At 46.4% G+C, this 24,302-nt stretch carries 25 protein-coding genes, 1 tRNA gene and 1 pseudogene; 7 read left to right on the forward strand and 20 right to left on the reverse strand.

All coding sequences use genetic code 11. The features are described 5' to 3' along the window. Positions 1-131: 131 nt before the first annotated feature. From pheS to nth, 5 genes are read left to right on the forward strand one after another with little or no spacing between them, the layout of a single operon-like run. Positions 132-1,190 (forward strand): phenylalanine--tRNA ligase subunit alpha, encoded by a 1,059-nt coding sequence (gene pheS, locus BLU47_RS02765; protein ID WP_091958073.1) that lies wholly within the window; start codon positions 132-134, stop codon positions 1,188-1,190. 12 nt (positions 1,191-1,202) lie between these two features. Then, the gene (locus BLU47_RS02770; protein ID WP_091958076.1) at positions 1,203-1,811 is read left to right on the forward strand and encodes a thiamine phosphate synthase; all 609 of its coding nucleotides are present in this window, start codon (positions 1,203-1,205) and stop codon (positions 1,809-1,811) included. 15 nt (positions 1,812-1,826) lie between these two features. After that, positions 1,827-2,765, forward strand: a complete 939-nt coding sequence (locus tag BLU47_RS02775) for a ribose-phosphate pyrophosphokinase (protein ID WP_091958079.1) — start codon at positions 1,827-1,829, stop codon at positions 2,763-2,765. Then, complete coding sequence (locus BLU47_RS02780) at positions 2,734-3,837, forward strand: TlpA disulfide reductase family protein (RefSeq protein WP_091958081.1); 1,104 nt, start codon at positions 2,734-2,736, stop codon at positions 3,835-3,837. Before BLU47_RS02775 ends, BLU47_RS02780 begins: the two co-directional genes overlap by 32 nt. Positions 3,838-3,840: 3 nt before the next feature. Beyond that, complete coding sequence (nth, locus tag BLU47_RS02785) at positions 3,841-4,509, forward strand: endonuclease III (RefSeq protein WP_091958083.1); 669 nt, start codon at positions 3,841-3,843, stop codon at positions 4,507-4,509. On the opposite strand, the gene BLU47_RS02790 is transcribed toward nth, so the two are convergent. The 7 genes and pseudogenes from BLU47_RS02790 to mazG all read right to left on the reverse strand — a co-directional run. Beyond that, on the reverse strand, positions 4,445-4,873 hold the full coding sequence (locus tag BLU47_RS02790; protein WP_091958364.1) for a hypothetical protein: 429 nt from the start codon (positions 4,871-4,873) through the stop codon (positions 4,445-4,447). The two genes, nth and BLU47_RS02790, sit on opposite strands and share 65 nt — an antisense overlap. Positions 4,874-4,899: 26 nt before the next feature. Next, positions 4,900-5,226: a hypothetical protein gene (locus BLU47_RS02795; protein ID WP_091958085.1), complete on the reverse strand. Its 327-nt coding sequence runs from the start codon at positions 5,224-5,226 to the stop codon at positions 4,900-4,902. Positions 5,227-5,270: 44 nt separating this feature from the next. Next, positions 5,271-5,795, reverse strand: a complete 525-nt coding sequence (locus tag BLU47_RS02800; RefSeq protein WP_091958088.1) for an RNA polymerase sigma factor — start codon at positions 5,793-5,795, stop codon at positions 5,271-5,273. Between the two features lie 7 nt (positions 5,796-5,802). Further along, positions 5,803-6,114: a T9SS type A sorting domain-containing protein gene (locus tag BLU47_RS02805; RefSeq protein WP_091958089.1), complete on the reverse strand. Its 312-nt coding sequence runs from the start codon at positions 6,112-6,114 to the stop codon at positions 5,803-5,805. Between the two features lie 95 nt (positions 6,115-6,209). After that, positions 6,210-7,124 (reverse strand): ribonuclease Z, encoded by a 915-nt coding sequence (locus BLU47_RS02810; RefSeq protein ID WP_091958092.1) that lies wholly within the window; start codon positions 7,122-7,124, stop codon positions 6,210-6,212. Positions 7,125-7,129: 5 nt separating this feature from the next. Further along, complete coding sequence (locus tag BLU47_RS02815; RefSeq protein WP_091958094.1) at positions 7,130-7,792, reverse strand: lipocalin family protein; 663 nt, start codon at positions 7,790-7,792, stop codon at positions 7,130-7,132. A gap of 245 nt (positions 7,793-8,037) precedes the next feature. Further along, positions 8,038-8,814, reverse strand: a pseudogene (gene mazG / locus BLU47_RS02820) (nucleoside triphosphate pyrophosphohydrolase); the annotation flags it as partial. A gap of 167 nt (positions 8,815-8,981) precedes the next feature. On the opposite strand from mazG, the gene BLU47_RS02825 reads away from it, so the two are divergent. Beyond that, positions 8,982-9,069 (forward strand) — tRNA-Ser (locus BLU47_RS02825). Between the two features lie 59 nt (positions 9,070-9,128). Here BLU47_RS02825 and BLU47_RS02830 read toward each other — a convergent pair. After that, positions 9,129-9,800 carry an Lcl domain-containing protein gene (locus BLU47_RS02830; protein ID WP_091958098.1) on the reverse strand — a complete coding sequence of 224 codons (672 nt, stop codon included), beginning with the start codon at positions 9,798-9,800 and terminating at the stop codon, positions 9,129-9,131. 147 nt (positions 9,801-9,947) lie between these two features. Between BLU47_RS02830 and BLU47_RS02835 the strand changes: the two genes are divergently transcribed. Beyond that, positions 9,948-10,349 (forward strand): hypothetical protein, encoded by a 402-nt coding sequence (locus BLU47_RS02835; protein ID WP_091958101.1) that lies wholly within the window; start codon positions 9,948-9,950, stop codon positions 10,347-10,349. 86 nt (positions 10,350-10,435) lie between these two features. On the opposite strand, the gene BLU47_RS02840 is transcribed toward BLU47_RS02835, so the two are convergent. From BLU47_RS02840 to BLU47_RS02895, 12 genes are all read right to left on the reverse strand, one after another. Beyond that, positions 10,436-11,170: a YebC/PmpR family DNA-binding transcriptional regulator gene (locus BLU47_RS02840; RefSeq protein WP_091958103.1), complete on the reverse strand. Its 735-nt coding sequence runs from the start codon at positions 11,168-11,170 to the stop codon at positions 10,436-10,438. A 45-nt stretch (positions 11,171-11,215) separates the two neighbouring features. Further along, on the reverse strand, positions 11,216-11,617 hold the full coding sequence (locus BLU47_RS02845) for a GxxExxY protein (protein ID WP_091958106.1): 402 nt from the start codon (positions 11,615-11,617) through the stop codon (positions 11,216-11,218). Positions 11,618-11,680: 63 nt separating this feature from the next. Continuing rightward, on the reverse strand, positions 11,681-14,167 hold the full coding sequence (pheT, locus tag BLU47_RS02850; RefSeq protein ID WP_091958107.1) for a phenylalanine--tRNA ligase subunit beta: 2,487 nt from the start codon (positions 14,165-14,167) through the stop codon (positions 11,681-11,683). A gap of 291 nt (positions 14,168-14,458) precedes the next feature. After that, complete coding sequence (locus BLU47_RS02855; protein WP_091958110.1) at positions 14,459-16,306, reverse strand: phosphatase PAP2 family protein; 1,848 nt, start codon at positions 16,304-16,306, stop codon at positions 14,459-14,461. Then, positions 16,287-17,774 (reverse strand): exopolysaccharide biosynthesis polyprenyl glycosylphosphotransferase, encoded by a 1,488-nt coding sequence (locus BLU47_RS02860; RefSeq protein WP_143025438.1) that lies wholly within the window; start codon positions 17,772-17,774, stop codon positions 16,287-16,289. Before BLU47_RS02860 ends, BLU47_RS02855 begins: the two co-directional genes overlap by 20 nt. A gap of 109 nt (positions 17,775-17,883) precedes the next feature. Beyond that, complete coding sequence (locus tag BLU47_RS02865) at positions 17,884-18,897, reverse strand: NAD-dependent epimerase/dehydratase family protein (protein WP_091958112.1); 1,014 nt, start codon at positions 18,895-18,897, stop codon at positions 17,884-17,886. Further along, positions 18,894-20,009: a glycosyltransferase gene (locus tag BLU47_RS15070; RefSeq protein WP_255402063.1), complete on the reverse strand. Its 1,116-nt coding sequence runs from the start codon at positions 20,007-20,009 to the stop codon at positions 18,894-18,896. Before BLU47_RS15070 ends, BLU47_RS02865 begins: the two co-directional genes overlap by 4 nt. Before the next feature lie 15 nt (positions 20,010-20,024). Further along, positions 20,025-21,299 carry an O-antigen ligase family protein gene (locus BLU47_RS02875; RefSeq protein ID WP_091958115.1) on the reverse strand — a complete coding sequence of 425 codons (1,275 nt, stop codon included), beginning with the start codon at positions 21,297-21,299 and terminating at the stop codon, positions 20,025-20,027. Further along, positions 21,274-22,395, reverse strand: a complete 1,122-nt coding sequence (locus BLU47_RS02880; RefSeq protein ID WP_091958118.1) for a glycosyltransferase — start codon at positions 22,393-22,395, stop codon at positions 21,274-21,276. Before BLU47_RS02880 ends, BLU47_RS02875 begins: the two co-directional genes overlap by 26 nt. Then, positions 22,392-23,180, reverse strand: a complete 789-nt coding sequence (locus tag BLU47_RS02885; protein WP_091958120.1) for a glycosyltransferase family 2 protein — start codon at positions 23,178-23,180, stop codon at positions 22,392-22,394. Before BLU47_RS02885 ends, BLU47_RS02880 begins: the two co-directional genes overlap by 4 nt. Before the next feature lie 125 nt (positions 23,181-23,305). After that, positions 23,306-23,473, reverse strand: a complete 168-nt coding sequence (locus BLU47_RS14650) for a hypothetical protein (protein WP_176780422.1) — start codon at positions 23,471-23,473, stop codon at positions 23,306-23,308. A 231-nt stretch (positions 23,474-23,704) separates the two neighbouring features. Next, positions 23,705-24,055, reverse strand: a complete 351-nt coding sequence (locus BLU47_RS02895; RefSeq protein WP_091958126.1) for a transposase — start codon at positions 24,053-24,055, stop codon at positions 23,705-23,707. Positions 24,056-24,302 lie beyond the last annotated feature (247 nt).

Genomic DNA, 24,302 nt, shown 5'->3' on the forward strand with positions numbered 1-24,302 from the left:
CTATTTACACCAAAAAATCGGTATTCTCTCTAAATTTTGTGCAAAGATAGAAAATAATTATGAATTAATAATTATGAATTATGATTTATTTTGTACCTTTGCATCAAAATTTACGCATTATTAGTCAGATTATGATACTAGATAAGATAGACGAACTTCTGAAAGAAGTACAAACACTAAGTGCCAAGAATGCCGACGAGGTGGAACAGCTGCGCCTGAAATACCTCAGTAAGAAAGGCGAGATCACGGCTTTGATGAACGATTTCCGTAATGTGGCAGCCGACCAGAAAAAGACCGTCGGCATGAAGATTAACGAGTTGAAGGCCCTGGCTACCGAGCGTATCAACCAGTTGCGCGAGGAGTGTGCCAACCAGGAGACTACCGACGAGGCCGTCGACCTCACGCGCACGCCCTACCCCATCCAGCTGGGTACGCGCCATCCCCTGACCATCGTGACCAACGAGATTATCGACATCTTCTCACGTATGGGCTTCGTGCTGGCTGACGGTCCTGAGGTGGAGGACGACCTGCATGTGTTCACCAAGATGAACTTTGCCGCCGACCACCCCGCTCGTGATATGCAGGACACCTTCTTCGTGTCACAGCATCCCAACGACGTCACCAAGAACATCCTGCTTCGCTCGCACACCTCCAGTGTCCAGGCCCGTGTGATGGAGCACATGCATACGGAAGACGGCAAACTGACAGCCCCCATCCGTGTCATCTGTCCGGGACGTGTCTATCGTAACGAGGCCATCACAGCGCGTGCGCACTGTTTCTTCCATCAGGTCGAGGGTCTCTATATCGACAAGAACGTGTCGTTCACCGACCTGAAGCAGGTATTGCTCTCCTTCGCCCGTGAGATGTTCGGAGCCGACACGCAGATTCGTCTGCGTCCCTCCTACTTCCCCTTCACGGAGCCCTCTGCCGAGATGGACATCTCCTGTTTCATCTGCGGTGGTGAAGGCTGTGGCTTCTGCAAGCATACCGGCTGGGTGGAGATCCTGGGATGTGGCATGGTAGATCCCAACGTGCTTGAACAATGCGGCATCGACTCCAAGATATACAGTGGCTATGCCTTCGGTATGGGTGTCGAGCGTATCACCAACCTGAAATACAGAGTCAGCGACCTGCGTATGTTCTCTGAGAACGACGTTCGTTTCCTGAAAGAATTCGAATCCGCCAACTAACCCGTCTTCTGCATGAAACTGGTAGTTATGACACGCCCCACATTCTTTGTGGAGGAAGACAAGATTCTCGCGGCACTCTTCGACGAGGGCCTCGATAACCTTCATCTCTACAAGCCGGGCTCGTCACCGATGTACTCGGAGCGACTGTTATCGTTGCTTCCCGGGAACAACTATAAGCGGATTACCGTTCATGACAACTACTATCTGAAAGAGGAGTTCCAGCTGAACGGCATCCATATCGAGGACGAGACGACGCCAGTGCCCAGCGGCTACAAGGGACATGTCAGTCGTACATGTACCCACCTGGAGCTGTTGAAAGAGGCGAAGCGCAAGGCCGACTATGTGTTCTTGAAATACATTGGCGACAGCCAGTCAGAGCCCGACTGCAAGGCCTCGTTCACCCAGCAGCAGCTGGAGGAGGCGTCGCGCAGCGGACTCATCGATCGCCACGTCTACGCCCTGGGAGGCATGAACCTTGACACGGTCAAGCAGATGAAAGACCTCGGTTTTGGCGGTATTGTCATCTGTGGCGATATCTGGAACCGCTTTAACATCCAACAGGAAGTGGACTATCAGAGTGTGATTGACCATTTCAGTAAACTACGCAAAGCAATCGGTTAACATCAATAAACAACAATGAATCCTAACAAAAACTACATGGTATTTTCGGGTACTGCCACAAAGTACCTTGCAGAGAGAATCTGCCAAAGTTTAGGTTGTCCGCTTGGTAAGCTTCAGATCACGAAGTTTTCTGACGGCGAGTTCGCTGTTTCGTATGAGGAGAGTATTCGTGGACGCGACATCTTCCTCGTGCAGAGCACCTTCCCCAACTCTGACAATCTGATGGAGTTGCTGCTCATGATCGACGCAGCCAAGCGAGCCTCTGCCCGCACCATCAATGCTGTCATCCCCTATTTCGGATGGGCTCGTCAGGACCGCAAGGACAAGCCACGTGTATCCATCGGAGCCAAGCTCGTTGCCGACCTGCTCAGTGTGGCAGGTGTGGACCGTGTCATCACGATGGACCTGCATGCCGACCAGATTCAAGGATTCTTCGATGTACCCGTCGATCATCTCTATGCTTCCGGTGTCATCCTGCCCTATCTGCAGAGCCTGCATCTGGACGACGTGGTCATCGCCTCTCCCGACGTAGGTGGTTCGAAGCGTGCCAACACCTATGCCAAGTACCTGGGCTGTCCCCTCGTGCTGTGCAACAAGACACGTGCCCGTGCCAATGTGGTAGCCACCATGCAGATTATCGGCGACGTTGCCGGTAAAAACGTCGTCATCATCGACGATATGGTAGACACGGCAGGCACCATCACCAAGGCTGCCGACATCATGAAGGAAGCCGGTGCCAAGACCGTTCGTGCCTGTGCCTCCCACTGTGTGATGAGCGGTCCTGCCAGTGACCGTGTCCAGGCATCAGCCTTGGAAGAGATTGTCTTCACCGACTCTATTCCCTATACCCAGCGTTGTGCCAAGGTCAAGCAGCTCAGCGTTGCCGATATGTTTGCAGAAACCATCCGTAGAGTAATCAACAATGAAAGTATCTCTGACCAATATATTGTATAGTGTACTCTTCTTCGGTACACTGACTGCCTGTCAGTCCAATTCCTATCAGGTCACAGGAACCATCGAGGGAGCCGCCGACGGCGACACCCTCTTTTTAACGTCTGACATGGAGATGGCCACTCCCTGTGACACCATCATCGTCGAGGATGGTGCGTTCTCCTTCAGCGGTGAGGTCGATTCCGTTCGTCTCCATATGATCTACAGTGCCAAGCGCAATGAGATCAACGCCCCGTTCTTCATCGAGCGTGGCAATATCAAGATATCCCTCAAGGAACAGCCTGGCACCAGTCGTGTCGGTGGCACGCTGTGCAACGACGCCTGGCAGGAGTTGAACGACTCCGTGATGAGCATCGGCAAGGAGATCAACCGCATTGCCGAACACATTTATGGCAACAACATCAGTGAAGAAGAGCAACAGAAGGGCATGGCACAGATTACCCTGCTCAACAAGCGTTTTGCCGACCTCGTCGTGAAAACCACCGAGAAGCATATCAAGAACGAGTTCGGCTATTTCCTGCTGACCTACTATCCTGATGAGCTGATAGACAATGACGCACGTGCCCGTCTGATCCAGCAACTCCCTGATGAGATGCGCCAGCGTCCTGCCATCAAGCAGATAGAAGAGCGCCTTGCAGCGACTGCCAAGACCAGTGAGGGCGCTACCATCCCTGATTTCTCGCAGCCTGCTCCTGACGGCTCCTCTCTCAGCATCATGAGTGAGGTTGGCAAAAAACGCATCACCATCATCGACTTCTGGGCCTCCTGGTGTGGTCCCTGTCGTCAGGACATGCCCTCCGTCATCGCCCTTTACAACCAATACAAGGACAAGGGTCTCGGCATTGTGGGTATCTCCCTCGACAACGAGAAAGACGCCTGGGTGGGTGCCATCAAGTCGCTGAACATCCCCTGGCCGCAGATGAGCGATCTGAAGGGATGGGACAATGCTGCTGCCTTGATGTTCAACATCACCAGCATTCCCCATACCATCGTTGTCGACCAGAAAGGCAAGGTCCTGCGTCGCGGACTCCGTGGACAGGAGCTGGCAGACTTCGTGGCTGACAAGCTGCAGTGATTTATGAATAAAAAGGAACGCTACGCCTATATTCTGGACTATTTTCGTCAGGAAATGCCCGAGGTACAGACCGAGTTGGAATTCGGCAGTGTCTTTCAACTGTTGGTAGCCGTTATCCTCAGTGCGCAATGTACCGACAAGCGCATCAACCAGGTAACCCCCGAGCTTTTCCGTCGCTTCCCCGATGCCCATGCGATGGCACAGGCTGATGCCGACGAGATCTTCGAATATATACGTAGCGTTTCGTATCCTAATGCCAAAGCCGCTCATCTGTCGCAGATGGCCCGTATGTTGGTGGAGCGTCATCATGGCGAGGTACCCTCGGACATGCGTCAGTTGCTCGACCTGCCGGGCGTTGGTCGCAAGACTGCCAACGTCATCCAGAGTGTTGCCTTTGGCAAGTCCACGATGGCTGTCGACACCCATGTCTTTCGGGTCAGTCACCGCCTCGGCCTGGTAGCCAAGAAGGCGGACACCCCTTATCATGTAGAGAAGGAACTGGTAAAAAACATACCCGCGGAAGATATTCCACGGGCACATCATTGGTTATTGCTTCACGGGCGTTATGTCTGCACATCGCGACGCCCTCACTGTGAGCGTTGCGGACTTAGCGGCGTTTGTCCTTCTGTATGCCTTTCATCCACCCACGGTGAAAATAGTATTCAGCCTTGATAACCTCATAGACCTTTGAGGCAGGCACCTCTTGCATCATCTTCTTGTGATAGCATTTCTCTATCTGCTTCAGCTCGATGTTCACATTGTCGTAGTCCTCGATGACTGAGGCACATGCTGCTTCGTCTGTCGGCTTGTTCTTCGCCAGCCTGTGAACCTTCTTATAGATGGCACGCTGTTTCTTATGCATCTCGCGCAGCAAGGGGAAGATCTTCGCCTCCTCCTGGGGCGTCAGGTTGGCCTTTTCAGAGATATATTCCTCCATGTCAGCCTGAAATTTCTCCGGCGAGAACTTCTTCTTGTCCTGTGCTCCGGCCATCATGACCGTCACCAGTAGCATTCCTATGATCAGAAATCTTTTCATGCCATCATCCTTTCTTTTGTTCAACCTTATTCTTCTGCCATGCAGACGTAGATATCCATATTGTCTATCATGGCATAGTCGGCCAATTCTTCATAATAGTTCGATTCCGAGGGAGCCTCCACATGACTGTTGCCCTGATGGAAATAATAGGTAACACCCATCAGTACGGCAATGACGGTACAGGCTGCCATATAAAGCAACTTACGCAAAACGGTCGTACGGGCCTTTTGCTCCTGCTGGGGCAGGCTTTCCATCACGCTGGCTGACAACTGGTCAAAATAGCCTTCTGGCACTTTGAAACAGTTGCGCTGTCCTACCTTTTCCTTCAGAATTTGTTCTTCTTGTATCATCATTGTTTTGTTCTTTTATTGCTTTGACGTTTCCATTCATGGAAAGTTTAATCCCGTTGCTTGAAAAATTCCGAAATCTTCTTGACAGCAATATGATACGACGCTTTCAGCGCGCCTTCCGACGTGTTCAGTATCTTGCTCATCTCACTGTATTTCATCTCTTGGAAATAGCGCAGGGTAAAGACTGCACGTTGTACGTCAGGCAACTGGGCGACAGCCTCCTGCAATAGCGCCTCCGTCTCATTACCGTCGAAATACTCGTCAGCCATCAGCTGCTTGGCAAGTGCTCCCGCATCAGGATCGTCGGCACTGACCATCTGGTTCTTTTGCTTACGAATGAAGTCAAGACTTTCGTTCAGACCGATACGGTAAAGCCATGTCGACAGGCGGGACTCCTCCTGAAAGTTATCCAGTCCTATCCATGCCTTCATGAACACGTTCTGTACGACGTCGTTGGCATCTTCGTGGTTCAGCACGATACGCCTTACCACCCAGTACAGCGGTTCGCTATACTCTTTAACCAGCCGTTCAAACGCTTCACGTCGCGTCTTCGGGTCTTTCAGTCGTAACATAATAGAATTATCGCAGGGAAACTTTTCTGACTACCTTCCCCACTTTCAGGATGTAACATCCCTTTGGAACATTAAGGTCTATACGTTGTGCCGGAGAGTCAATGCGTACGGTCATCATCTTACGTCCTGTCAGCGAGATGACCTCAAGGGTCTCACCCTGAGCATTGCAGATGGTTACCGACGTACCGTTTACACTGATGGTCACCTCATCGTCCATGTCTTGCTGAACCGTCTCAAACGGAGCATTTGCTGCCTTCAGAATGGTTACTGGAGCCAGCATCAGCGCACTTAATGTGAAGATCAGTAAACGTTTTGTCATACGTACGTATATCCATTAATTGGTGCAAATATACGAAGTTTCTTTCATTCCACCAAATATTTTGTAAGAAAAATCACTTTTCCGTGACAAAAAAATCATACGTCGAACACTTTGTTCTCGTCAGTCAGCAGACTGTTGGGGAAAATTTCCTGTGCTTCCCGCAGCAACACCTGTTCGTCTTCGTAGCGTGACGAGTAGTGTCCAAGCAACAGTTGGCAAACGCCTGCCTGACGGGCGACCATCGCAGCCTCGCGAGCCGTCGAGTGGAAATATTTCTCTGCTCTCAGGTGGTTATCCTCGCCATAGGTGCTCTCATGATAAAGGGTGGTGACACCTTTCAACCGCTCGTGTAAGGTAGGTATGTAGCGCGTGTCACTGCAATAGGCATAGGCCCTGGGGGCATCCGCAGGTGTTGTCAGTCTGCTGTTGGCCACCACCTCCCCTTCTGCTGTCGTCCAGTCCGCGCCCGCCTTAATATTGTCAAACTGACTGACGGGAATACCGTAAAAGTCGGCAACGTCACGACGGATATGTGGCAGCGTGGGTTTCTCCCTGAACAGGTATCCGCAGCATTTCACACGATGTTCCAGCGGGATGGTCTCAACGGTCAGCGAGCGGTCTTCGTACACCACCTGCTGAACCATGGTGTCCACAGGTATGAAGTCCACCTCATATTCCAGGTCACGACAGAACGTGTCCATCTGTTGCTGCATGACAGTAGCCAATGCTGCAGGCGAATACACCGTCAACTTAGCCGTACGTCCCAGCAGTCCGAAGGTACTCAGCAGTCCGATGAGTCCGAAGCAATGGTCACCATGCAGATGGGAAATGAAGACGGCACTGATCTTGGTAAACCGCAGTCTTGAGCGCCGCAGTTGTATCTGCGTACCCTCGCCGCAGTCCATCAGGAACAGCTTGCCCCTGACTTCCACCACCTGCGCTGATGGGAAGTGGCGCAAGGTTGGCAGTGCACTGCCGCATCCTAATATGTGAACTTTAAAAGGCTCCAAGGCTTTTACATCGCGAAGTCCGTAATTGACGACTCCTCCAGTTTCACGTCCTTGCCATATTCCTCGCGAGGCTTCTGTCGACTGTACTCAAACGTCTCCTCGCTGTCTTTGAAGGTCAGTGAGTCAGGTCCCAGCTTCACGATATCATAGAGGTATAGCTCATCCTCACCGCTACCGCCTTCATGCGTCATGATGATTTCCAACTGTCCTTTCACCAGACGCCAGGTCTTATAGACGATAGCCGATTGTTCAATGCCCTCGGCAATACCGCCTTCCTTGATACAGATACCTACCTCGTCGCTGCCGTCAATAGGATTCGGCATCACCCAGTTGCCCAGCAACGAAGTCTGGTTGATCACCATAACTGCCGCCTTCTTGTCCGCTGTCGGAACGACCGCCAGTCGGTCACCCACTTGAAGTCCGCCCAGTACGCGTTCCTTCTCCTGGGCATCTGCCATGTCTATGTTCAGCGTATCTCCGGTGTCCGTCAATAGTTGCAGTGTGTTCATCGCAGTAGCCTCACCACACACACCGTATATGGTAGGATCAACATTTCCCATTCCTGTGGAATCGATTTCCTCAAAAGCTACCTGTTGAGTCTTGTTACCACAGCTGGCCATCATCCATACACAGACAGCCACCATCATGATTACATTAATTCTCTTCATATATTGTTTACTGTTTACCGTTTACTGTTTATTGTTTACCGTTTACTGTTTACCGTTTACTGTTTCTTGCGCTCCGTAGGTGCTCAGGCGAGCAAAGCTCGGAGTCCCGTTTACTGTTTATTGTTCCCGTTCGCTCGAGCTTGCTCGCTTGTTCCGTAGGTCTCAAGAACGTTAGGGTTAAGGTTAGGGTTAAGGTTCCCGTTCCCGTTAACGTTAGGGTTAAGGTTAGGGTTAACGTTTACCGTTTTCGCTTCTTCCCACAATTGGTCCATCTCCTGCAGTGTCATTTCTGCCATGGGTTTCTGCATCTCCTTGCTGCGCTGTTCAATGTAGTTGAAGCGAGAGATGAACTTTTGGTTCGTCATCTCTAACGCATTGTCAGGATTTAAGTGATACAAGCGGGCAGCGTTGATGACGGAGAAGAGGAAGTCACCCAGCTCCTGTTCAGAGGCCTGACGGTCGTCACGAGCCAGTTCCGCCTCCAACTCACCCAGTTCCTCACGCACCTTGGCCCATACGTCCTCGCGGTGTTCCCAGTCGAAGCCCACATGGCGCGCCTTGTCCTGTATTCGGTAGGCCTTGATGAGTGAAGGCAGTGCAGCAGGCACACCAGACAACACCGTTTTGTTGCCATCTTTCTCGCGTTGTTTTATCTGTTCCCAGTTGTCCAACACCTGTTCTACGCTCTCCGCCTTCTGCTCGCCATACACATGTGGATGACGGAATATCAGTTTGTCACAGAGGAAATTACAAACATCAGCCATGTCGAACTGTCCTTTCTCCTCACCTATCTTGGCATAGAAAGCCACGTGCAGCAGCACGTCGCCCAGTTCTTTCATCACTTCATGTTCGTCACCTTTGATCAGTGCGTCACACAGCTCGTAGGTCTCCTCTATGGTATTCGGTCTCAGGCTCTCGTTGGTCTGTTTTCTGTCCCACGGACATTTCACCCGCAGCTCGTCCAATATATCCAACATTCGCCCGAAGGCCGCCATCTTTTCTTCCCTTGTATGTTGTTCCATGCCACAAAAGTACTAATAAGTGAGGAAAACACCAAAGAAATTAAGGAAAAGTTTGGCCATTTCAGAAATAATAACTACCTTTGCATCCGCAAAATCGAGAGAGTTCAACTAAGTTGACTCTCCTCACGCTCGGCCAAATGAACAAGTTCTTTGGCGCTCACTTATTCGGAGAGTTGGCAGAGTGATCGATCGCGCTGGACTCGAAATCCGGTATACCCCTTTCGGGTATCGGGGGTTTGAATCCCTCACTCTCCGCAACAAAAAAAGGAACCACATCGGTTCCTTTTTTTTAGTGGTTAACGTTCCCGTTCCCGTTATCTCACCGCCCTAATGCATCTTCCGCTGAAGCGGTTGCTGGACAGGTCACCGTAATAGACGGAGACGTCTTCGAAGTTGAATTCCAGACACCATGCCTTGTTAGGATTGGTGGTATAGAGCGAGGATGTCCAGTAGATGCCATTGATGGCACGGAACTGCACTTCGCCAAAGAAGCGGCAGCCAGTGATGGGGAAGAAGATAGACTTTCCGGTCTTTTTGCTAGTAACCTTATAGCCGTTCACACCATCCTTGTTAGTCCATTCCCAAGAGCAGTTGGCAGGGTTGATCAGCTCCTCATACTCTGAAACGGTGGGCATACGCCACTCACCACCCCAGTTGGCACGAGCAGCATCATCCGAGAGTGCCAGCTGCGTTCTTCTGTCTGTTGTGGAATACTTCGTCAGGAACTGGGTGTTGCCACGACTCCAGGCATAGGTGTTCCATGAGTAATACTCCTTCGGCTTTGTCTCGCCCCAGGCGAAATACGTACCGAAGCCCGACGACTTCTTGGCTCCCACATTCATGTTAGCCCACTTCACACTGAGTCCCATGTCGACAGCCTCTACACCGTCAGGTGTCTGTGATTTGTTCTCTGTCACATTGACCTTTGCGTGGCCTACCGTCATTGCGAACATAGTAGCCAACGACATTAAAAACATCTTTTTCATATTTAGTTTACCGTTTACTGTTTACTGTTTACCGTTTTTTTCATCTCTCCTCATAATTATTCCTTTGAAGTGCAAAGATAAAAATAATTAATTAAAGAATAGCAAGATATTCTAAAAAAATAACTAATTTTGCAGCATAAAAATAGAATGAAGATGAAAAAAATCGTATGGATAGCTGCTGCATTAGTACTGATGACAGCCTGTCAGGAGACCCTCGAAGACCGTTGTGAGCGTGAGGCAAAGGATTACACTGCCAAGCACTGCCCCACCCTCGTTGCCAAGAATATCGTGATGGACAGCATGACCTTCAACAAGTCCACACACACCATCACCTATGCCTACACCCTGAGTGGTGACATCGATGACTCCGCAGTGGTTAATGGTGTCAACACCCGTGATCTCTTACTCAACGAAGTCAAGAACAGTGCCAACCTCCGCATCTACAAAGAAGCCGGCTACAACTTCCGCTACGTCTATTACTCTAAAAAGAAAAAAGGAACGCAGCTCTTTAACACTACGTTCCGTCAATCAGACTACGTCAAACAATAACCCGCTCGGCATCCCAAGCGGTTTATTGTATATTGTATCTTGGTTCCCGTTCCCGTTCCCGTTAACGTTAGGGTTAGGGTTAACGTTTATTGTATCCCCTCCGGCTTCATATTGGTGTACACGGTCTGTACATCATCGAAGTCTTCGAGTTTCTCGATCATCTTGTCGATGGTCTCGCGCTCCTCGGGCGTAACGTCTTTGAGGTCGTTAGGAATACGGGTGAACTCAGCACCGGTAACCTCGAAGCCATTCTCCTCCAGGTGTTTCTGGATGGCACCGAAGCTGGAGGGGTCACCATAGATGGTGATGCTGTTCTCTTCCTCGTCCTCGTCGTACTCATCCTCCACACCGTAGTCAATCAGGTCGAGAATCATCTCGTCCATATCCAGACCGTCGGTCTTCTTGAAGGTGAACACACACTTGTGGTCGAACAGGAACGACAGTGATCCCTGTGTACCCAGGTTACCGTTGAACTTGTTAAATACTGAGCGGACGTCACCCACGGTACGTGTTGTGTTATCTGTCAGGGTGTCTACGAAGATAGCTACTCCGTGAGGGCCATATCCCTCATAGGTCACCTCCTTGTAGTCACTCTGGTCCTTACCCATTGCGTTCTTGATGGCACGCTCGATATTATCCTTCGGCATGTTCTCGCGCTTAGCATTGGCAATGATAGCACGCAGTGCAGGGTTCATGTCAGGCTCCGGACCGCCAGCCTTCACGGCAATGGCAATCTGCTTACCAATTTTTGTGAACGTCTTGGCCATGTGGCCCCATCTCTTCAATTTCGCAGCTTTGCGATATTCAAATGCTCTTCCCATAAGTTTGAATAATTAACCGCAGATTACACAGATTACACAGATTAATTAATAATCATTAGCGAATCTTTCATACTGCAGACTTTTGTTCTTGAAATTTATTAATAATCCTTTTTTTATTTTTGTCGCTTTAAGATAATGAATCAATTGAGATCGATGAACATCTGTAATTGTCTCAACAGTTTTCATCTCTATTATTAGACCACCATAGCAGACGAAATCAGCTTTGTAGAGTGTCTTGATAGGTTTTCCCTTGTAGAATATATGAATCAGTTTCTCCCTCTCATAAGGAATCTTTCGTTCTTCAAACTCCATTTCAAGAGCATCCCCATAGGCAGATTCAAGAAATCCAGGGCCCAACTCACGATGAACAGCCATTGCGGCTCCAATAACAGCAAAAGTCTGATCATCACGATATTTTTTCAGCAAGTTGTACTCTTCTTCTTCCATTCAGAATAGAAATCAAAAATCTGCAATAATCTGTAAAATCTGCGTAATCTGCGGTCTATTCCCCTATCGCAGCTCAGCATTGAGTTGCTTCTTCAGGTTCTGTATCAGCTTCGCCATGATGGCTTCAATCTGCTTGTCGCCCATGGTCTTCTCAGCATCCTGAAGGATGAAGTTGACGGCATAAGATTTCTTGCCGGCAGGCAACTTGTCACCCTCATAGACATCGAACAGCTCGACACGTTTCAGGAACTTACGCTCCGTCTGACGTGCAATGTCCTCAATCTGCTGGAACTCGATGTTCTTGTCGATGAGCAGGGCGAGGTCACGGCTGACAGCAGGATATTTGGCTATCTCGGTGAACTCCACCTTCTGCTTGCGGATGACCTTCATCAGCGCTGTCCAGTTCAGCTCAGCATAGTATACCGGTGTATCGATATCGAACTGGCGCTGTAGCTTCTTGGTCAGCACACCCAGTTCAATGAGTTTCTTACCACCGCGGTTCTCTATGGTCAGACCAGCAGAGAATATTGCATTGTCCGACTTCTTACGCACCAGCATGCCTGGTTGAGCACCGATACGTGCCAGGATGTTATCAACGTGAGCATCCAGCTCAGCAAACGAGGTATCCTCATCCGCATGCGCCCACGATCCTTCCACACGCTTACCCGTGAGCCATATACCCAAATGATTCTCCTCAGAATAACCATTAGCCTTCAACCAGTCCCCGCTTTTCTCGTTAGGGTTAAGGTTAGCGTTAACGTTAACGTTCCCGTTAACGTTATACACGTTTCCAAATTCGAAGAATCGGCAGTTTCCCTGCTTGCGCTTGGCATTATGCTCGATGCTCTCCAGTCCGCCAAAGAGCAGCGTACCACGCATCACGTTCAGGTCGCTGCTGAGCGGATTCATGATCTTCACCAGCTGAGCCTGCTGTTCCTCGTCATAGTAGGCCGACTTTGTCAGTGAGTTGTTGAGTATCTCATTGAATCCGGCACCTACCAGCTGTTCGCTGACGAGGTTAGCTAACTTATGCTTCTGGTCCTCGTCACCTTTGATGACTAAGCTTGACTTCAACTGCGTGGGAATCTCCACATTATTATATCCGTATATGCGCAGGATGTCCTCGACGACGTCGCAGGGGCGCTGTACATCCACACGATAGGCAGGAATTTCGAGTTTCAATCCCTCATCAGTCTCGCTAAGCACCTTCATCTCCAGCGAGTCGCAGATGCTCTTGATGGTTTCTACGGGAATGTCCTTGCCGACCAGAGCGTGTACATAGCTGTAGCTCAGGTCTACGACGGCATTCTCCATCTTGTTGGGATAGACATCCTTGATCTCCATCGATACCTTACCGCCAGCCAGTTCCTTACACAGCTGGGCTGCATACTTCAGTGCTTCTATCGTACCATTGGGGTCGATGCCACGCTCAAAGCGGAACGAGGCGTCCGTGCTAAGTCCGTGACGACGTGCCGACTTACGGATCCAGGTAGGATGGAAGTAGGCAGACTCCAGTACCACGTTCTTCGTGGTCTCATACGTACCACTACCCTTACCACCAAAGACACCAGCGATACACATAGGCTCCTCCGCATTGCAGATAGCCAGGTCACGGTCAGAGAGCTTGTGCTCCACACCGTCCAGTGTCTGGAAGGGCGTACCCTCCGGCATGGTCTTGACGACAATCTTATGACCTTTCACCATGTCAGCATCGAAGCAGTGCAGCGGCTGACCTAAGGCCATCATCACATAGTTGGTGATGTCCACGATATTGTTGATCGGACGCAGACCGATGGTTGTCAGCTTGTTCTTCAGCCAGTCGGGCGACTCCTTGACCTCACAGCCTGTGATGCTCACACACGCATAACGCTTGCAAGCCTCCGTGTTCTCAATCTCCACGTCGATGGGCAGGCTGTTGTCGTCTACCGTGAACGACGATGCCCCCGGCTTGTGCGTTGCCGTCTTATATCCGTTCTGTTTCAGCCACGCATACAGGTCACGAGCCACACCCCAGTGCGACAGTGCGTCAGCACGGTTAGCCGTGATGTCCACCTCGATGAGCCAGTCGCTCTCCAAGTGGTAGTACTCCGCAGCAGGCATACCCACCTTGGCATCCTCAGGCAATACAATGATGCCGGCATGGTCGTTACCAATGCCAATCTCGTCCTCCGCACAAATCATGCCCAGCGACTCTACACCACGCAACTTCGACTTCTTGATGACGAACTCCTTGTCGCCATCGTAGAGCACACAACCCAAGTCAGCCACAATAACCTTCTGTCCTGCGGCCACATTAGGTGCTCCGCATACAATCTGCTGAGGTTCGCCCTTACCCAAGTCAACGGTGGTGACATGCAGATGGTCTGAGTCAGGATGCATCTCACACGTCAGCACCTTGCCGACGTAAAGTCCCTTCAGTCCACCCTTAATACTCTGAACTTCCTCAAGTGCGTCAACCTCCAGACCCGTGGATGTCAGCGCATCACACACCTCCTGCGGTGTCAGGTCGAAATCAACGTACTCTTTTAACCATTTATACGATATATTCATTGCAATGAAATGTTATATTCTGAAAATCGCGTGCAAAATTACACAAAAAAAATGGACTAACCAAAAGGTCAGCCCAAATTCTTTTATTCTAGTTTACTGTTTACGGTTTACTGTTTACGGTTTACCGTTTACAGTTTCTTGCGCTCCGTAGGTGCTCAGGCGAGCAAAGCTCGGAGTCCCGTTTACTGTTTATTGTTCCCGTTCGCTCGAGCTTGCTCGCTTGTTCCGTAGGTCTCAAGAACGTTAGGGTTAGGGTTAGGGTTAAGGTTAGGGTTAAGGTTAACGTTCCCTTTATCGATTCAACAGTTTGTCACTCAGCCACCACGACAGTTCTGCAGAGGCAAACCCCAGCACGGCACCAGCCCCCACGTCATACCAGTGGTGGCGGTCACTTGCGATGCGTTGGATGCCTACTGCCGTAGCAGCAGAATAGCCTATGATGGGAATCACGATGCTCTCGTTTCTGAACTCCTTGTCGATGGAGCGGGCCACAGCAAAGGCCATGGCGGTATGACCTGAGGGGAACGACTTGTTGTCAGAATGGTCCGGTCTTTCCACTTTGATCATCGCCTTGAGCGCTGTCTTTGCCGCATACGACACCCCTACCGATGCCAGTGTGCTCACTGCAAATCTCGGCCAGTTATGTCCCTCAGGGAACTGGTCCTGCTGTGAGCAGCCTTGCGGATCACTGAGGGACTGTCCCCGATAAGGATAGAACTGGTTCTGTCCCAGGTCATACCTGATACCAGCTCCGATGTCGAAGAAGCCGTTGCTGCCAGCAGCCACCTCCACGCCTGTCGTGCTGTAGCCCATGCCCTCACTCGTCGACACCTGGTACCCCACCCGTCCATAGACACTCGTCCTGTCCGTCAGGCGGTACGTCTCCTCCAGACCTACGCCCATCAGCGGCGAGCTGGAGCCCTCCACAAACTGGCTGATGAGTCCCATTCGCAGATAGGCCGTCGTATGCCATTTCCTGTCAGGGATATAGCCCGCTATCGTATTCGTCATGTTCAGCATGGCATCCAGCGTAGCCACCCCTATTCCACCTTTTTTATAATTATCCTTCGGACTGTCACTGGGTGCCACCCATTCTAGTCCGTTATTCGGAATCATCCCATTCTCCCACTGCACACGGGCACGCAGAGTAAACTCAGGCGTAAACCACTTACCCATTGCACCATTCAGTCCGAAAGTCAACCCCTTCGGAATCACCTTCGAGAAGTTACAGCCGTAGGGGTTCATCAGTCCCATGTCCAGACCAACCTCCACAAACCAGTTGTCCCAGATGCCATTTGCCAGCACCCCACGTCCCTCTTCAATTCTTCCATCCTTCAATCCTTCAATTCTTCCATTCTTCAATCTTTCAATTCTTCCAAGCGTCATCTGCGCTCCCAGGCCTATCGTCAGGTATCCGTTCGAGTTACTTCCCGTCCCGGTACCCTTCACCTTGTCTTTCCCTACGAAGCCACTTCCCGTCATGATATATGCGATGTCCCCATACACGCTCCACCGGTCGCTCAGTCTGTAGGTGTTCAGCAGTCCGATACCTGCCAGCAGCGAGCCCTTCGACACCCCGAAGTTATAGTTCACGCCAATCCTCGGATACAGGCTCATGTTCCACGTCCTGTCCGCCCGGTACGTCCCGAACAGGTTATGCATGTTCAGCAACACATCCCCGTAGAAAGCGACATATCCCCCCTTCTCTCTATTCACCCCTGGTTGGTCAAACGGAGCTAGCCAGTTCGCGTGCCCATTCTTCAGCAGCGGCAACCGATTCTCCCAGTTGAACTTCCCACGGAAGCCTACTTGGTGAGTAAACCACTTACCCACCGCCACATCTAGTCCGAACGACTTTCCGTTTGGAAACACCTTCGCAAAGTCATACCCATACGGGTTCTGCAGCGTCATGTCCAGACCCATCTGCAAAAACCAGTGCCTCCAGAACCCATCCGCCACCACCACACGCTCCGTCTCAACGGAATCACTAACCGTCTCAAACACCTGAGCTCTCGTACACACCGAGCACAAGCCCAGCATAAGACCAACTACAAATCTATACATTACTTTACTGTTACTGTTAACGTTCCCGTTCCCGTTAACGTTCCCGTTCCCGTTGTCAATACGCATGTTCATCATGTATAAATATCGTTTTGACGGTCAGCCATACGATGCGGATGTCCAGCCAGATGCTCCAGTGCTCCATATACCAGATGTCGCGCTTCACGCGTCCCTCCATCTGCCACAGCTCCTTCGTCTCCCCTCGGAATCCCGTCACCTGTGCCCATCCCGTCAGTCCCGGCTTGACGAAGTGGCGCACCATATATTTGGTTATCAGTGCCGAGTACTGTTCCGTATGCGCCAGCATGTGAGGCCTGGGGCCTACAAAGCTCATGTCACCCTTCAACACGTTCAAAAACTGCGGCAGCTCGTCGATGTTCGACTTACGCATGAAGTTACCGAATGGAAATTTCCTCGGGTCGTCTTTCGTTGCCTGCAGTCTGTCTGCATCCTTGTTCACATGCATCGAGCGGAATTTCAGCAACATAAATGTCTTGCCGTCAATTCCCGTCCTCGCCTGCTTAAAGAAGATAGGTCCCGGGCTCTGTATCTTGATGATCAGCCAGATAAAGGGGAACATCAGCGCTGTCGGTATCAGGAATATCAGCGACGCCACGATGTCGAACGCCCGCTTTATCATCCTGTTACCCAAGTTCTGCAGCGGAATCTCATACGTCGTATAGATCTCTATGTCGTCCATCAGTTCCCGCTTCAAGTTCAGTCCTATCGACTCCACCGACACAGGAACATAGAAGAACCTCACCACCTTGTAGTCACAATACCTTGATATCTTCTTAATCACGTCACCATCCCGTCGCGACAGACACACATACACCTCATCACCTAATTGCACATCCTCATGACGCGCCATCGCCGCCAGCATATCATCAATCGAACCCAATCTCCTCAACCCGTAATCCTCAAAGGTAAGGTTATCGTCAGGGTTACCGCTTATCGTCTCCCGGTTCCCGTTCCCGTTCCCGTTAACGTTAACATTAGGGTTAGGGTTAACGTTAAGGTTCCCGTTCCCGTTAACGTTAGGGTTAAGGTTATCGTAATAACCTATAACCCGGTATCCCAACGTCGCATCGTTCATCAATTTCCTGTAGATGTTCACCAGTTCTGTGTCCGATCCCACCAATGTCACCATGCGAGTGTTACGTCCCGCCTCACGGAAGAACCTGATTAACTGGCGTTCTATCATTCTTTTAAAGACCATCGATACGAAGAACACCGTATTGATTTCCCATATCAGCCAACCCACAGGCAAGTTGTAGTCTACTATTTTCAAGAGAAGATAGCCTACTATCGCTTGCAGGATGGTCATTCCCATGATTCTCCGCAAGATGTCCCCTGCCCCCACTACACGCTGGTGGATGGTGGGCGAGAAGCGTAGCTGGCTGATGACCAATGCCAGGTTCCCTACCAGTCCGAACACCTCCAACTGGTTCTCCTCCCACGCCTCTATCCTCCAATGGTTGAGTGCGAACACCCCCAATATCAGGTTAAAGACGATAAAGTCCCCCGCAATGACGCTCTTTTGCACAAAAGCGTTCGTTTGATTATTGCTTCTCACAGTTTATTGGTTATTGTTTAACGTTTATTGTAATTAGCCCTCTGGCCAATATTTAATAAATCACCAAGAATTTTGGTAATTATTCTAGACATTCTCCATTATTGTCACAGTACCAATCAGCTAAAGCATCTTCAAATTTCCACTTAAACTGATAGCCACTGTATTTCATTTTCTTACCACAAATATTCGTTGATATCTGTAGCTTCTTCACGCGAGCAGGACATATTCCCATTGGACTACCAACAAGTTTTGCACATGCTGCCATTGGCATAATGATTGCATTAGGAATGTACGGCACAAACTGTTTCAGACCTGTTACCTCCTTCATCGTCTTCACGATTTTCTCAATCGTATAAGCAGGCTCATAAGTACAATTAAACAAATCAAATGCAGTCTTGCGTTCCTCTACATTCCAAAGAATAAATCTCACCAGTTCTTTTACATAAATACAAGCCTTGATGGTGTCTTTTCTTCCAGGATAAGCAAACGTATGTTTACGAATACCCCAATACAGACGAGAGAAATTTCCATTCTCTCCACGTCCGAACACAACGCCCGGACGGACAATTGTCAGCTTTCGATCTGCACCACCAGCTTGCCAAGCCAGATGAATCTTCTCTGCCACTAGTTTGGATATGCCATAAGCAGTATTAGGAGTTGGAAGAGTCAATTCTGTTTTCAACTGTTCTGATGCACCATACGGAGCAATTGATGAAGTGAAGACAATCTGCTTAATACCATATTTCTCTGCAAATGCACATACATTCTCTGCCCCTCGGATATTCGTTTCAAAATACTCTATATCCTCATGTCCCGGTGTTCGATGAACAGCTGCAAAGTTAAATATCACATCTTCAGGTGTTGGAGCAAAAGGCAGATTCTCGATAGGCTTCCTAACATCACACTCTACGAATGCCGAACCGAGTTTTTCTCCTTCCCTTACTGCAGGCTTATAATTCTTAACTACCGGATTCGGAGTTCCCGGTTTTACAATATCCAGATTCCATACTTTGGCCTCTGGATATACTTCATTCAGTAGATTAGTCAAATGAGTACCGATAAAACCAGTACCGCCAGTTATAATATAATTCATTTCTTCTTTGCAATTTCCTGGTAAATATTTTCCAAATCCTTTATTCTTTTGTCAATCAAAAATTCTCTCTCAAAAACTTCTATTGAAGCTTTACCCATCTTTTCGCGTAATTTCTCATCATCAAGCAGCCGAGTGACAGCTATAGCTAACTTATCTGCATCCATTGGCAACAAATAGCCATTTTCACCATCTTTCACACAATCATTATTGCCTATCACATCACTTGATACGATAGGTTTACCCATCGCCATTGCTTCAAGCACCGCAATAGGCAAGCCTTCATAAAGCGATGTTGTAAGATAAACCTGCGCATATTTCAAATAACCTAATGTTTCAGCATGGTTCAACCATGGTACCATAACAAAACTATCATCCAGACCATATTGATGAATCAGCGCTTTAGTTTTATCAAGCATTGGCGAATAAAAGCCCACACCCACCAAATAAAACTTTACATCAGGGTGTTTCATATGCACTCTTTTCATCACCTCTACCATAAGAAGTGGATTCTTTTGGTATGAGGGACGCCCGATTGATATAACATACTTTTCATGTTTAATAGTTTCATCTGGATCTTGAATATCCTTCTCTTGAATCCGTGGAATAGCATTATTCCACGCAAAAGCATTCTTCATTGTATAGCCAACCTTCTCCATTCCCAACAGACGCTCACTCTCCGAACATCCCAAAAGCACAGAGTTCAGTCTCGCAATTTTTTCTAAAGCCAAAAATACCTTTTGTTTCTTTGTTGACTCTGCAGAAAGAAATGAAAAAGCATGCGCAGTATAAATACTCTTCCTCCTTGTAAAGAATGCTGCAAATCGACCTATTACTCCGCCTTTTGCGCTATGGCAATGTACTATGTCTGGTTTTTCATTTTTTATAATTTTTACAGCTTGAATTACGGCCTTTGTATCTTTAAGAGGATTTAAAGCACGATACATAGCAATAGTGTACTGTTTCAGTGGTTTTCCATGACGGATATAAGGTTCACTATTATCATCAGCACCACCGACAATAACAAAAGTAAAGTCCGAGCTTGCTAACGCTACAGTATTACGGATATATGTATCAATTCCACTTTTAAAATTACCTATATGGAGGACCTTCATAGCAATTTACTATAATCATTTCACTTTAAAATCAACATTATTTCCCTTTAATAATATTTTTACAACATATTTAACAGGAATCAAAGAATACTTGCTATTATTATAAAATTTGTATATTATGGGAATAAGTAACCATTGGACAAAACTATTAGATGTGTCTCCCAATAAGGCGGCAATAGTAACAGAATAAAAAGAAAGAATAATATAAACACGAATTCTGCCCTTTATTAAGAATGTTTTATACCATAATAAAAACCAGAAAACTATAAATAAAAGAAAAGCAATTATGCCATAATCTCCTAGCATAAGCAAAAAAAGACTTAAGTATCCTGTTTCTCGTGTATCTTTTCCATATCCAGGGCCATTACCCAAAAAAGGAGATTTCAATCCATCGGCAATTGCCTTTGCCCATGCATCGCTTCTATCAGAATCGGAAGCGGTCTCACCGCTCAACGTTATTTTTTCTACAAAGGCTAATTGTTCCAAATAATAAGATACCGATTCAGAATAATAAATGACCAATAATAAAAGAAAGAAAAATATGACGCCTAAAATTGTAAACATCTTCATTTTGGGCTGAGTCATATAGAGGTAGAATAACGCCCCCGTAATCATAGTAAATATTCCCGCACTTGAAAATAATTCAAAAATACAGAATATATATAATATTATAAGATAGTATTTCTTAATCCCTTTAAAATAATACAAACAAAAAGGAAAAAGACAATTGATATACAATGCTGTCTCAGCAGGTTCTACACACGGGCTACATGGGGAAGACCAAATTGCCCTGTCAAAATAAGAAGCATTACCAGGAAATCCATATACAAACCAATCATGTATACGGATATTAAAAAAATTTGCTAGTACTCCATCTAAGACTGAGATTAGAATAACAAGCACACCACCATAAGCACACCACTTTATTATTAAATCTGTTTTGATATATGAATATATTACTGCATTATAATAAAAATAGAATACAACTATAACAACTAACATACCCAAGAAATTAGATAATAACTTGGGATGAGGATTAAATATTATATTAAAAATAAACGATAATGATATTATCACTACTAACATTATCATTATAACATTTTCTACAAAAGAATCCTTTGGAAGCGAAAGTTTAGGTAAAGACAAATACAAGATTGCATTAACTCCACACAGAAGTAGAATTAAAAAAATATTCCATCTTAGATACGGTGTCAAAGCGAACCAAACCGTAAATGATGAAAATAGGAAAATTGCCTTTGCAATATTATTTATTATTACTTTCGCCTTCATTTACAACATATTTATATAATCTACCAAGATCTGAGATCATTTTATCTTCTGAATATAATCTTGCTTGTTTTAGTCCCATTAATACTTTTTCTTTATAAATATCTTTATTAAATATCAATTTGTAAATTGATTCTATTAGGCCATCAATATCACCTACTTCAAATTTTTCTGACGCAAATCCAACCACATCTGCAAGACCAGGAACATTTGATATGACAACAGGAATTCCGCATGCCATAGCTTCAATACATGAAAGTCCAAACCCCTCAAAAAATGAAGATAGGACAAACACGTCCGACGACTTGATATAATCATAAACATTAGATTTATAACCACAGAAAAACACTCTTTTAGATAAATTTTGTTCAGACACCATTTCTCGTAATTCTTCTTCACGTTCTCCTTCTCCTAATAATGCCAATTTAAACTTATTTGGCATTCGTGCCAAAGCATTTAACAATGTCAAATGGTCTTTTTGTTTATTGAATCGTGCCACCATTATAATTAGTATATCATCCTTAGATAGGTTCTTATTAATAACCTTTCTCATTACAGGCCTTGCTTGCTTGCACCTGTCTAAATCAATACCATTTTGAATAGTACAAATTTTATCAGATGAAAGATGATAAACCGATGTCAACATTTGAGAAACGGCCTCACTTATACAAATTATTTTTTTATATGGTTTATACACAAATCTATCAATTAGTCGAAACATTGGCTTCTCCAAACGACCATTAGAAGTGTTATGCTCATGAAATATTATCGGACATTTTATACAATGGAATCTTTTTAATAAAGATATATAATACATACCAGGGAACAAGTGCACATGAATGATATCATAATTATGTTTTCTGAAAAAAATAATTAATTTAGGCACTACAAATAAAAGATTATAAATAGAAACATCTGCAAGTTTGTGAACAACATAGCCATCGGCAATTAAACCTTTGGAATATACATCTGCTTTATTCGAAAAGATCAAAGTCTCTAATTCATAATCATCATTATTCATCTTTCTCATCAAGTCGGTTACAAGTCTTTCTGCCCCCCCACTAGACAAAGAATTTATTACATGAAGAATCTTCATCATATTTTCTTTTTTATAAACTTTTGATAATTTATATTACGTTTGACCAAAAAATTAATGATGCGATGTTTAATTTCAAAAGCGATGTATGACAGAGAGTATACATAAAAAGAAAATCCATTTTTCTTTTGGATTATTCTTTTTTCTTTTAAACCTTCTTTATATCTTAATTCAGAAATGCCACCCAAACGCATATTGGCCATTATCTTCTCTACCTTATAAAACTCAAATCCTGATAAATATGCTCTTAAGGTGAAATCATAATCGGCTGATAGTTTGTATTGTAAATCAAATGCCCCTATTCTATCATATACTGATTTTTTTACCATAAAGGTTGGATGATTTAAACACATATAATATCGCAATCGTTTGATGTTTTTGCCTGCCATTAAATATGAATACCCATCATGTCTTATCCTTCTCACTAGACCATGTACAATGGATATGCTCTTCCTTTGTTCAAATTCTCTGTTTGCATATTCTATAGCTTTTGGTTCATACCAATCATCACTATTAATTATACCGATAACATCACCACTAGCCATTCCAATACCCTTATTCATAGCATCATAAAGGCCTTTATCAGACTCAGAGAAAACTCTTAAAGGTATTTTTTTATTTTCAAAAATATGCTTAAATTCTTCTATAATGTCAAGTGTTCCGTCTGTTGATTTTCCATCTATAATTATGTATTCAAAAGGTGACATTGTTTGATTTAATACAGAAAGGATAGTATCCCTAATAGTGTGACTGCTGTTAAAACAAACTGTAATAATACTAAATCTCATTTTTATTCAGCAAATTTTAAAGTATGGTTAATAATTAATATTATCGGCATGAAATTTTGACAATACTTTATCAAAATCCAAAGGAAGGTATGCTTTAAGGAACACCGGGACAGGTTCCTGTTTCATCACATGCGATAAATCATGGTTTTTCCTATTCCGGTCAATCTTTCCAATTGGCGCAGCGAGGCTCTCCTACCCTTCAGCTCTACTAACACAGACCTTTTTATTTCAGCCGGCAATTGCTGAAAAGCGTTGCTATTTGTTGCGCCAGTCTTTTCTTTAATCAGCATCATTACCTGATCGTCCTAAGGACATCGTTTCGAAGCTTCTTCTATATCAAGGCAAGCAATATCATCAGACAGGGGTTCATTCACGAGTTCATTCAACTCACCAAATGGTATTCGGTTCAAAACAGTGAGAGTATCGCACAATGGAATCAGCGTACTATTCTTATCAATGTATTCGCCCCAACTGCTAAACTCATAATCCTTTACCTCATCCACCATCCCTGCCTTCACAGGATTCTAGTGTATATACCTCAGAAGAGTTACGAAATAGGACATATCGTTCACTGGCTCACTCTTATACCGCTCGCGGAACAAATGACCGTCTCTCGAATACATGTGATTATAATAGTAAACATAGGAGGAAGCGATCCTTTTTATTGCCAATCCAATCTTATCATCACGTTCACGAATGAGCAGATGGATATGATTCGACATCAGACAATAAGCATATAGAATATAGTATCTTCCAGAGGGAGTACCATCGGGCTCATACGACTGAGCCATCATTTCCAAGGTATTGAGAAACTGGTAATAGTCCTCCTGTTCCTCGAAAATGTTGACTTCGTCTTCCTCCTTCTTGCAAGGCATAGCTCAAACACGTTTGGCTCTGCGCCTGCTGCGTGCGTCGGTTCTGATGATTTATACCACGCATCATCACGTGATATATACCAGTTCCTGATGATTCTCTTGCCTGCCGTGGCATAACTTAACTATTGATTATCGCTAACTCTTGTTTTCGTGAAACAGGTACCTGTCCCCCCGTTCCTCTGGTGTTAAAGAACTCTATTGTCCCCTCTTTCCAAGGCTATTTGATTAAAAACTATCTCGTTCCAAT

It is taken from the genome of Prevotella sp. tc2-28, assembly GCF_900107705.1.
Classification (GTDB): Bacteria; Bacteroidota; Bacteroidia; order Bacteroidales; family Bacteroidaceae; genus Prevotella.